Source organism: Aerolutibacter ruishenii (assembly GCF_007830115.1).
In the GTDB taxonomy this organism is placed as follows: Bacteria; Pseudomonadota; Gammaproteobacteria; order Xanthomonadales; family Xanthomonadaceae; genus Aerolutibacter; species Aerolutibacter ruishenii.
In genome coordinates this window covers 1-10,160 of sequence record NZ_VLKP01000024.1, presented here as the reverse complement: position 1 = coordinate 10,160, position 10,160 = coordinate 1, and the positions used below count along the sequence as shown (strand labels likewise).

Annotated in this window: 8 protein-coding genes and 1 pseudogene; 4 read left to right on the top strand and 5 right to left on the bottom strand. The window is 58.8% G+C overall.

Annotation, left to right across the window (positions count from 1 at the left end; genetic code table 11):
• From IP93_RS15715 to asnB (IP93_RS15485), 3 genes and pseudogenes are all read left to right on the top strand, one after another.
• Positions 1–282, top strand: a pseudogene (locus tag IP93_RS15715) (hypothetical protein); the annotation flags it as partial.
• Between the two features lie 72 nt (positions 283–354).
• The gene (locus tag IP93_RS15490; RefSeq protein ID WP_144817208.1) at positions 355–1,563 is read left to right on the top strand and encodes an oligosaccharide flippase family protein; all 1,209 of its coding nucleotides are present in this window, start codon (positions 355–357) and stop codon (positions 1,561–1,563) included.
• 18 nt (positions 1,564–1,581) lie between these two features.
• Positions 1,582–3,588, top strand: a complete 2,007-nt coding sequence (gene asnB / locus IP93_RS15485; protein ID WP_338419432.1) for an asparagine synthase (glutamine-hydrolyzing) — start codon at positions 1,582–1,584, stop codon at positions 3,586–3,588.
• An 86-nt stretch (positions 3,589–3,674) separates the two neighbouring features.
• Here the strand turns inward: asnB (IP93_RS15485) and asnB (IP93_RS15480) are convergent, their stop codons facing one another.
• Complete coding sequence (gene asnB / locus IP93_RS15480; RefSeq protein ID WP_144817205.1) at positions 3,675–5,618, bottom strand: asparagine synthase (glutamine-hydrolyzing); 1,944 nt, start codon at positions 5,616–5,618, stop codon at positions 3,675–3,677.
• A gap of 156 nt (positions 5,619–5,774) precedes the next feature.
• Here asnB (IP93_RS15480) and IP93_RS15475 point away from each other — a divergent pair, with 156 nt between their 5' ends.
• Positions 5,775–6,023 (top strand): hypothetical protein, encoded by a 249-nt coding sequence (locus IP93_RS15475; RefSeq protein ID WP_158636383.1) that lies wholly within the window; start codon positions 5,775–5,777, stop codon positions 6,021–6,023.
• Between the two features lie 38 nt (positions 6,024–6,061).
• Here the strand turns inward: IP93_RS15475 and IP93_RS15470 are convergent, their stop codons facing one another.
• The 4 genes from IP93_RS15470 to IP93_RS15455 form a co-directional block, all read right to left on the bottom strand.
• Positions 6,062–6,676, bottom strand: a complete 615-nt coding sequence (locus IP93_RS15470) for a class I SAM-dependent methyltransferase (protein WP_199747250.1) — start codon at positions 6,674–6,676, stop codon at positions 6,062–6,064.
• A 178-nt stretch (positions 6,677–6,854) separates the two neighbouring features.
• Positions 6,855–8,144: an O-antigen ligase family protein gene (locus IP93_RS15465; protein WP_158636382.1), complete on the bottom strand. Its 1,290-nt coding sequence runs from the start codon at positions 8,142–8,144 to the stop codon at positions 6,855–6,857.
• A 76-nt stretch (positions 8,145–8,220) separates the two neighbouring features.
• Entirely contained in the window at positions 8,221–9,543 is a 1,323-nt protein-coding gene (locus tag IP93_RS15460) for a glycosyltransferase (RefSeq protein ID WP_144817198.1), read from the bottom strand.
• A gap of 111 nt (positions 9,544–9,654) precedes the next feature.
• The coding region (locus tag IP93_RS15455) for a hypothetical protein (protein WP_206751979.1) at positions 9,655–10,160 on the bottom strand (506 nt) is incomplete at its 5' end.

Sequence of the window (10,160 nt, the reverse complement as noted above, 5' to 3'; positions counted from 1 at the left end):
AACGATCGTCCGCACGAAGGGTTGGCGCTGTTCACACCTGCCGACCTCTTCCATGACCGCGTGCCCACCGTTGCCGCCGTCCGCCAGCAGGCGCTCACCGAGCACTACACACGCCACCCCGAGCGCTACGTCAAAGGCGCGCCCACCGTCGCCCTGCCGCCCGCCGCCGTGCACATCAACCCCGACCTCGCCATGCATGCCTCGCAACTGCTGGCTACCTCCGGCGCACTGACCATCGTCCCCACCCCGGTCGACACCGGGCTACCCGAAGTTGTTACATAGAAATCTCGCAACGAGTGTTGGGAAAGTGTTGACACGTTCCGTGTCGTCGATCGATTCGCGACGAGTATTTTCATGGCTCCAGTGCTTGTATCGCTCGCCCTGTGGATGGTCACCACGGTTGTGATTGCGTTCACTGATGTGGGCGATATTCGATCCGATTCCAACGCGTTCTGGTGGGCATTCTTTCTGGTTCCGTTCGCGATGTTCAGTAGTGTCATGCAGGTCGTGCTGATGGCAAGTGAACGTTCGGCGACGCTGATGTTCGTAAAGGCATTGGGGAGGTGGGTCGAGGTCGGCTTTGTTACTGGCGGGGTAGTTCTGATCCAAAACAATGCGGCGACCGTATTCGGCGGAAAGCTGGCCGTTGCCGCCCTCCTATGCGTCTATTACGTACATTGGATTAAAAGAAACTTCCGCTTCTCAATGTCGTCGCTTGATATTAACGCCACGCTTGGCGCGTTCCGTTACGGAATTCCAATGATGGCCAATGAGTTGGCGTGGGTGGCGTTGGTCGCCATCGATCGGGTGATGCTCAAGGAGATCACCAGTGACTTTGCGGCGGTTGGAATTTATGCGATCGGATACTCGCTCGCGATGCAGATAAACGTACTCATGAGCGCGACGCTGAGTGAGGCGTTCGTGCCAGTAGCCAACCGTATCCATGGTGCGCAAGGCGACGAAGCCGTGCGCGAGCTAAAGCGCACCTTGCTGCGTCCATTGACATATGCGTGCATTGGCGTGGCGGCTATGGTGCTCGGGGTCGGAAATGAGGTCATTGTGGCGCTGAGCGGACCGGCCAAGGCTGCTTCGGGCGATGTGTTCGTTATCGTGGGGATGGCAATCGCCATCTATCCGATGTTTGAAGTTGGCAACTACGGATTGCTTTTGCGGAACAAGTCCACGATCGTGTTGGCGATAACATTATCGGCCGCGGCGCTGAACATCCTGCTCAATCTTTTGCTGATTCCTCGTCTTGGCTTCATCGGCGCGGCGTGGTCGACCGTCGCAAGCTACGCGGCGCTCGCCATAGGGGGGGCGCTGTTTTGCCCCCGTGGATTGTTCCAGGCCCCAGGTCCGCATTCCGTGCTGCTGGCGTGTTCGTGCGCCGCGATATTGCTGCTTTGGATCGAATATGGCCTGGCTCCAGAAATTGAGAATATTTGGATTTTTTTGTTTATGTCAGCACTGTCATTCGCGATTTTCTATGCTGCTCCGGTGTGGGCTTTTGACAGGGAGTTGCGTGCGGCTGTCATGGCGCTCCGTAAGGGACGAGGTGCGTAGACGGCGCCGGTTCTGCGCATGGGGTTTCGGAATTCCTGGGGGTATTGCATGTGCGGTCTGGTGGGTTTCATACAAAGGGGCGCGGATGGCGACGGCCTGGGACCGATGGTGCAGAAAATGGCTGATCGGATCCGGCATAGAGGGCCTGACGACGGAGGGTCCTGGTGCGACCCGTGCGCGGGCATCGCGCTCGGCCATCGTCGGCTAGCCATCATTGAGCTGTCTGATGCTGGCCACCAGCCCATGGTCTCGGCATCGGGGAGATGGGTAATTGCGTATAACGGTGAGATCTACAATCATCGTGATATCCGCAGAGCCCTTGATGCGGAAGAAGCCCCCCCCTGTTGGCGAGGTGGATCGGATACAGAGACTATCCTCGCTGCGATAGAGGCTTGGGGCGTGGAGGGCATGCTCAGTCGTAGTATTGGAATGTTCGCCTTCGCCCTGTGGGACCGGCAGGAGCGGGCGTTATGGCTGGCGCGAGACCGAATGGGCGAGAAGCCGCTTTACTACGGCTGGCAGGGCAACGCTTTCTTGTTTGGCTCAGAGCTCAAGGCGTTGGCAATGCACCCGGCGTTCTCTGATGAGGTGGATCGCGGCGCGCTGGCGCTGATGCTTCGGCACACTTATGTGCCGTCGCCTTATTCAATATATGCTGGAATATCCAAGCTCCCGCCAGGTTCATTTCTGTGCTTGCGCGATGGGGCTCGCGAAGTTGAGCCCGTTCGCTACTGGTCCCTCGCCGAAGTGGCGGAGTCCGGTGCGTCACACCCTTACGCGGGATCGCCACACGACGCGATGGATCTGCTTGAACAACGCCTTGACACGGCGGTCCGCCGGCAAATGATGTCGGACGTCCCGTTGGGAGCTTTACTTTCTGGTGGAATAGACTCCACGATCATCGTTGCAATGATGCAGGCTCATAGTAGCCAGCCGGTTCGTACTTTCACCATCGGGTTCGATGAGGAGATGTTCGACGAGGCGCCGCATGCGCGTCATGTCGCGGGTCGTCTCGGTACTGATCACTCGGAGCTCCTGATGAGCGCCAAGGATGCGCTGTCGTTGATCCCCCATCTTCCAGAGATCTACAACGAACCGTTTGCAGACTCTTCGCAGCTTCCAACCCACCTTGTCATGCGTCTTGCCAGGTCCCAGGTGAAGGTGGCCTTGTCCGGTGATGGTGGGGACGAGCTGTTCGGCGGCTACAGTCACTATCTGAACTATCCTATGGTTTGGCGGCGGCGATACTCCATGCCACTGATGGTCAGGCGTATGATCGGCGCGGGGATCGAGTTTCTGCCTGTGGGCGCTATCAACCTGGCTTCGCGCTCGCTAGGACGATTTTCCGGAGGGGAGTTGCTCGGCGACAAGGTTCGCACTGTTGGTGCGCGACTGCGCGAGTTCGAGAATTTTGACGATCTCTATGTTGCGCAGAGGCGTGTGTGGGGCGATGCGGCGGGAGTCGTCATCGGGTCGTCGATTCCCGAGAATATTTTCGACAACAGATCGCGATGGCCGGAGATTCGGGAGCGCGCCTCCAGGATGATGGCAATGGATGGCCTGATATACCTCCCTGACTGTATCCTCGTCAAAGTAGATCGCGCTGCGATGGCGGTTTCGCTCGAAACGCGCGCGCCCTTTTTGGATAAAGAGGTCGTTGAGCTGGCATGGTCACTGCCGGAGGGATTCAAGCTGCATGCCGGACAGGAGAAATGGTTACTTCGTCGCCTGCTTGAGCGTTATCTGCCGGACCCGCTGGTCGATCGGCGCAAGCAGGGATTTTCCGTGCCGCTGGACCAGTGGTTACGCGGACCCTTGCGAGAGTGGGCGGAAGGTCTGATCGCCACCGATCGCCTGCATCGGGAGGGATTCTTTGATCCAACCCTGATTGCAACCGCATGGCGACGTCACGTCGAGGGTCAGGCAAACCTCGCAAATCAATTGTGGTCGGTCCTGATGTTCCAGGCCTGGTCCGAGACGCGCGCGTCCTGGAAGACCGGTGAGAAGGTCATGTCTTTCGGGTAATCCCAGCACTGGTTCGGCGTTGTTGCGTCTTCGTGACCATCGGCATGCATTTGGTTGCTGGCCAAAGTGAGGGATGGCGCGCGGGTTCACTGCTGCTCCAGCCATGCTTGGAACATCAACACGGACCACAGCCGGTAGCCGAATGACGCCTCGCCGCGAACATGCCGGGTCCACGCCTTTCGAATCGGTGTCGGATCGAAATATCCTTGCAGGCGCAGTCGATCTTCCGCTAGAAGGGATTCCGCCCAATCGCGCAGCGGGCCGCGTAACCATTGATCCAGTGGGATGCTGAAGCCTTGCTTCGGACGCTCTGTGAGTGCACGGGGCACGTGACGATCCAGCAACTGACGCAGGATCCACTTGCCCTGGCCGTCGCGTAGTTTCATCGCCATCGGCAGACGCCAGGAAAACTCGACTACATCACGATCGAGGAACGGAGCCCGCGTTTCCAGCGACACCGCCATTGCCGCGCGATCCACCTTGGTAAGGATGTCGCCCGGCAAGTAGGTCAGCGTATCAAGAGCCATTATCCTCGCCACTGGATCGGCCAAGCGCGGCCAGGCCTGGCGCTGGTCGAGTAGGTTAGGGGGGATGCTCGCATCGACCACGATCTCGGATGCATTGCTCCACTCAGTGACCAGTGACACATACACATCTTCAAGACTGCTCAAGTCACGCATCCGCATACCCAGCTTGTGCGTCTTGTCGCCAGGTAATGCAATGTTCAACAAGTGCGCAGGTTTGGCAAGCAAGCGATTCAAGGTCGTCGCAGGCAATGCCGTCATCGCCATCCCCAACGCACGACGTGCAGGAGATGGCACCCAGCTGATGCGCCGCCAAATTTCTGGCCATAGGTAGTGCCGCTTGTAACCGCCAAACAGTTCATCGCCTGCATCCCCCGATAGCACCACCGTTACATGTCGGCGTGCCAGTTGCATCACCAAATGGGTGGGCAGTTGTGAGGAGTCAGCGAACGGCTCGTCATACATCTGCGGAAGGCGTGGGATCAATTCCAGTGCGTCCTGCGGGGACAGATGCATCTCAGTGTGCTCTGTCCCCAGGTGTGCAGCCACTGCCCGCGCATGCACTGCTTCGTCATAGGCCTTCTCGTCGAAGCCGATGGTGAAGGTACGGACTGGACGGGTGCTGTTGGCCTGCATCAGGGCAGTAATCAATGTGGAGTCGATACCGCCGGAGAGAAGTGCACCCAAGGGGACGTCGGACAACATCTGCTCGCGCACCGCAGTGCTCAACAGGCTATGCAGTGTGTCCAATGCCTCGGCTTCGGTACCCGTGAATGGATTCTTTGCCCTGCATTCCGCGGTTTCAGCCAGCGACCAATACGCCACCGGTTGTGGGTCGCGCTGACCGCCAGACAGCTTCAGCCAGCAGCCAGGCGGTAACTTGCGGATGCCGTTATAGATCGAATGCGGCTCGGGGATGTAGTTGTGGCGTAGCAGCAGCGCAAGCGCGCCGCGATCAACCATGGCGTTGAACTCTGGATGCGCGCGCAGTGCCTTGAGTTCGGACCCGAACAGGAAGGTATTCCCCTGCCAGCCGTAGTAGAGCGGCTTTTCCCCGAGGCGGTCGCGCGCAAGCCACAGTTCGTGGCTATGGCGATCCCAAAGCGCCATGGCGAACATGCCCACGCTGCGCTGCAGCGTTTTCTGCACTCCCCAGGCTTCTACACAGGCTAGAAGGGTTTCGGTGTCGGAATGCCCGCGCCACTCTGGCGCCAATGCCGAAGCTTCAAGTTCTGCACGCAGCGTCAAATGATTGTAGATTTCCCCATTATAAGAGATTACCCATCGCCCGCTGAACGAGACCATGGGCTGGTGGCCTGCCGGGGATAAGTCAAGAATGGAAAGTCGACGATGTGCGAGCGCGATGCCGGCACCAACGTCGACCCATACCCCATCACCGTCTGGGCCACGATGAGCAATGCAGTCGGCCATCGCTTGAGCCAGAGTTGTTGATTTATGGCGATCAGCGGTATTGTCAGTGCCAATGTAGCCGGCAAAACCACACATGATGTAACCCTATGAAAATTGGTGCTTCACCGGATCGAGTGGGGCGCGTTCCTGGCTGATACGACGGGCGGGTTCGGAACCGTCCGGATGGAAGTGGATGGCACTGGGGGGCGGTCGCGGTTGCGAAATTCACAGGCCCGCTGTTTGATGTGACGGATGCGGGCGTTGATGCTGCGTGGCCGTTGTGCGGTTTTCAATGTCGAGGAGTTCGGTGAAGCACTGAAGCTGGGCATTGGCCATGTTCTCGGCGTCGTCCAGCAATGCTTATCAGCTGCCCTCCAGTGCATCCACACTTTGAGCGTTCAGTTGTTGGCGGACCGTCCGCGGACCTTTTCCGTGGCGCCGCACTTTGACGGCGTGGAACTTGCCGAAGGCGATCTTGGTTTCCGCCCGTGGCGCTTCTGAAGCGATGCCTCGTCCACGCACGGATGGGGCGGATCGGGTCATGACGTCGGTAAAGCTGCCTTGCGGCAATAGTAAATTTCACCGCAACGCGTCAGTCCCATTGTGACCCGCAATTGTTCGTCAACAAGGCTGTCCGCAAATACGACGTCTACGTCAAAGCCCGTGTCACGGAGTCGCTCCAAATAGTCAGGGCCGTAGCGACGAACATGATCCTCTTGACCAAAGGCGGCTAGCCTGGCTTGAGGCGTGACGATTGACGGATCCTCGTATGTCTTGTCGCTGGTTATTGGGACATTGAGGACCGCCCAACCGCTCTTCTTCAGCACCCGGTTCAGCTCTCCCATCGCCATGCGATCGTTGGGTACGTGCTCGAGTACGTGATTGCACACAATGACATCGAACGATTCGTCATCGTAATGGATGTCACAGATATCCATTTTTACCATTGCACTTGGACTGTACAGGTCACTGGTAAGATACGCGCTGCCAAGTTGCTTCTTGAGCCGGACTTCATAGCAGGACTCCGGAGCGACATGAAGGACGCGCTTCTGTTTTGTATCGAAGATGTCGGTATTTCGCTCAAGGAATAGCCAAAGGAACCGATGGCGTTCGAGTGCGCCGCAGTGAACGCACTGTGCATCGTCGCGCTTCACGATGCCATACGGCCGAAATTTCCGTGACTGCTTGTTGCATACAGGACAGTATCTATCGCGACCCCGGTAGCTGGTGATGGCCAGAACGCGATTGCGGGCTTCCCGCAAAGCGTCCTTGGTTGGGCTTGGCAAACGGGATAGAAGTCTAGCCATACCAACTAACCTCCAGATACTTGGGTCAGCTCACGCCGCGGCGGTAGCCTGGTCGGATCTTGGCGATAAGCGGAAACCGGTCGGCTGGGAGTGCGTGGGCAGTCGGTGGGTTCGTACCCAGCTCCGTGGCTTGCCTTTGCAGCATCGCTAGACGTTCCACCAGGCCGCACATGATCCAAAAGCTGCCCGCGAATGATCCGTCGAGCACGAGGCTGCTGAACATGCTTCCTAGCAGCAGTGCCATGGCTGCGAACGTCAGTCCATCGGCGAGCGCCTTGGCCTCCGTGTTGTCAGGTTCGGACTCATGACGCAGCTGCTTGGCGAGCCCGAATAGCCTGACAAAGAGCCACACAAGAACTCCCAGGCCTAATGGCCCATACTCGGCAAGTGCAAGCACAAACGAATTGTGCGCATCCATCTCGGGATACGAGGAGTAATCGCCGATGTGGCTCCTGAAGCGGTTGGGCCCAACCCCGGCGGGGTGATCGGCCACCATCTTCATGGCGCCCGTCCAGATGTGGTAGCGACTGGCGGTGCTGTCGTCGACCCCCATCTCCCCAGACGCGCTGCTCTGTTGGGTTTCGGTCACTCGCTGCGCGACGCTTCCCGGCAGGAGACTGATCGCGCTGACCATGATTGCCGACAGGGCAATGGTCAGCAATACGTTCTTGCGGAACAGGAGCGCGATGACGGTAATTGCCGCGATCACATAGCCCTGGCGGGAGAAGGTCGCCATGATTCCAACGCAGAGGATTGCGCTACCTGCGAGGGCGGCGAAGCGCCAGAGGAAGTGATTCTGCGACCGGAGGAACAGCGAAAGCAGCATTGGAAGGAACAGTGCGTAATATATTCCCGCGCGATTTGCGGCGAGAACGCCACCGAACGGTCCGCTGGCCCGGTTGTCCGGAGAGAAATTTCCCATGCCGAACTGCGCCCATTGATATATGGCCTCGACTCCCGCTGCGACCGCAACTGCGAGGGTTAGAAGAATCAACTGTCGAGTTGCCTTTAGGTCTTGCCTTGAATGGCGGTATACGAAGTACAGGCACGGGTAAAAGGCAGCGTTCTTCAGCTTCGTCGCGTCGTCCGCGAAGTCACCCGGGTCGACGAGTTGGACAACAATGAATCCGGACGTGATGACCAGGAGCAACGCCAGTAATGGTGAGGTCATGTAGCCATGTTGGGTCGGCGCATTTTCTCGCTTCCCCAGCGCCAGCCCTAGTAACAGGAGGATGAACAAGAGGTTGGTAAGGTTGAAGCCCGGAATGCCGGCGTCAAAAGAGAACCGGAGCGAGTTCGGAATGAGAACGATCATGGTTGCAAGCAGAAGGCGCAACATCGCTCAGTCCCCCTTTGTTTTGGAAGACCCGGTCGCCGCGTTTTTCGGAATGTCATGCATGGCATACCGCCAGGAAGTGCTTGAGTAGGCGGCCCGCCTCTACGCGGACATCGAATTCACGTTCCACCTTCTTCCTGCCTGCCATGGCGAACCGTTCGCGTTTCAGCGGGTCGTCGATCATTGACTGTATTGCATCAGCGAGCGCGTTGGCGTCACCGGCTGGGACTAGTCGGCCACTCACGCCGTCTTCGACCAACTCTGGTATTCCGGAAATGGACGTACTGATTACCGGCAATCCTGTTGCCATGGCCTCCATCAATACGTTGGGTATGCCATCGGAGCTGCCATCCGGTGCGACCACGCAGGGGAGGACCATGATGGAAGCGGAAGACATGTGGTTGATGACCACATCGTTTGGCATTCCGCCGGGCAGGTCGACTGCGTCGACCAGGTCCAACGATGCGCGAAGCGATTCGAGCTTGGCGCGCTCCACGCCCTCGCCGATGATGGTGCATTCCAGCCTGGTCCCGCGACTTCTGAGAATTGCAATCGCACGCAACAGCACGTCAAACCCCTTCTGCGGAACGAGTCGCCCTACGGAAAGTAGCCGTGCAGGCGCCCTTCCTTTGGTGACGAAATGCAAGTCATTGAGGTTCAGCGCCGAATGGATGACCTGGATTGGAACGGCACCTGGGGTTGGCATCCACCGGTTCATGTACCGGACGTTGTGCTCGGTGATGGTCACAGCGAGTGCTGCGTTGGCCAGCTTGCCAGGCATCAAATGGCCTCGCACGAAGATGTCGTGAGCCCGGCTGGTGAAGCTGAAGGGGAGGTCCATCAATCGGGACAGTATCCAGGCAACCGTCGCCGGGTAGGTGGCCCAAGGCGCATGGATCAGCTTTGGGCCATACGCGCGGATGTCCTCCAGGCGGCCCATGGCAAGCGTGATTGCTGCGATGCTCTTCAGCATTGCCATGGGATGTCGCCATAGCCCGCGCGCCACCGTGAAGCTGAATCCCATCATCAGTGCTGGATTCCGAGCCACCGTTTTCATTGTGGACAGCACCGTATGGAACCAGTTCGCGGGGTGTAGCACGCGATCGAGGAGGGACCGGGCCAGGGGCTGGACGATCAGGTCTGTGGGCGGCTTCAGGGAAAGAATGCGTACATCGATACCACCTTCGATCAACGCATGGATTTCGCGCGCAATGAAGGTCTCCGAAAGTGACGGGAACAGCGACACTACATACAGGACCCTGAGCGGAGGGGAAGGGACGGGCTGCGGCCCTTGGCGATGATCCATTGCCTTGGCGTTCCCCGGCGCAAGGCGGTCTGCAGGCTGTTGCGCCTCGGGCGTCGAGACCGACTTTGCCATTTCCACGCTCCGTTGTTTCGAGCCCCGGTGCACCTGCTTTCTGGACAACGGGACGGGGCGGAAAACGCGGTCATGGTGGCGCCCGGTCGGCAGCCAGGCGTCGCGAGACAATCAGGGTTTCGTATCCGTAGGTTTTGGAATGACGATCTCGAGCAGGTTGTCCGGCAGGCGAATCATGAACGCATCGATGTCCAGGTTGGAGGTGGTGCCCCAGTTCGAGCCGAACAGCACGCGGCTGAAGTCGCGGCTGACCGTCGCTTGTGGCTGGGTCCAGAAGCCGTTCTGGTACGACTGGTGGTGGGCCAGGTTGATGATGGTCGGGTTGGCCTTGAGTTCAACCGCCATGAGGCGATTGGCCAGCAAGTTCGCGTTGCTCTCTCTGTGGGTCTCCATCAGGATCCAGCCCGGGCGGGCGAAGCTCTTGGCCGAGAGGTGGTAGCCGGTCGACGTGCCGTTGTTGTAGATCGAGAACAGCGTGGTGCGCGCCCCTGTTGCCAAGTCCGCCATGACCAGGTTGCCACCGTTGCCATAGTCGACAAACACGGCGTAGTCGTTGCCGTCGGCGCCGATGGCCAAGTCCGCATGTTCCTCTTTCGCGTGGATCGTGCGCGAGGTGG

Excerpts from the sequence above, each read along its gene's own strand:
- IP93_RS15490 (WP_144817208.1), top strand. The coding sequence starts at position 355 with ATGGCTCCAGTGCTTGTATCGCTCGCCCTGTGGATGGTCACCACGGTT.
- asnB (WP_338419432.1), top strand. The coding sequence starts at position 1,582 with ATGGGGTTTCGGAATTCCTGGGGGTATTGCATGTGCGGTCTGGTGGGT.
- asnB (WP_144817205.1), bottom strand. The coding sequence starts at position 5,618 with ATGTGTGGTTTTGCCGGCTACATTGGCACTGACAATACCGCTGATCGC.
- IP93_RS15475 (WP_158636383.1), top strand. The coding sequence starts at position 5,775 with ATGCGGGCGTTGATGCTGCGTGGCCGTTGTGCGGTTTTCAATGTCGAG.
- IP93_RS15465 (WP_158636382.1), bottom strand. The coding sequence starts at position 8,144 with ATGATCGTTCTCATTCCGAACTCGCTCCGGTTCTCTTTTGACGCCGGC.
- IP93_RS15460 (WP_144817198.1), bottom strand. The coding sequence starts at position 9,543 with ATGGCAAAGTCGGTCTCGACGCCCGAGGCGCAACAGCCTGCAGACCGC.